This is a genomic window from Leifsonia sp. SIMBA_070 (assembly GCF_046534635.1).
Classification (GTDB): domain Bacteria; phylum Actinomycetota; class Actinomycetes; order Actinomycetales; family Microbacteriaceae; genus Leifsonia.
In genome coordinates this window covers 1-244 of the sequence record NZ_JAWRYK010000787.1, presented here as the reverse complement: position 1 = coordinate 244, position 244 = coordinate 1, and the positions used below count along the sequence as shown (strand labels likewise).

Here is a 244-nt window from a genome sequence, read left to right as displayed (position 1 = left end):
ATAAAAAGTTCACTTATATTACCGGTCGTACAAATACATCAACGAGTCGTGATCGTGAGAAGGGGTTTGTTGAGTTTCTTATACAAAAAGGAATAAAAGCAGTAATAGAAGAAGGAGATTACACCTATGAAGCTGGTTACTCTGTAGCAATGCGTGTACTAAAAAAAGGAAATCGTCCAGATGCTATTTTCTGTGCTAATGATATCGTGGCATTAGGGGTAATAGATGCTGCTAAAATATTAGG

General features: G+C 36.5%; 1 protein-coding gene. It reads left to right on the top strand.

The features are described 5' to 3' along the window. Positions 1-244, top strand: a 244-nt coding sequence (locus tag SB754_RS22365; RefSeq protein WP_410784473.1) for a substrate-binding domain-containing protein, incomplete at both ends; no start/stop codon positions are given.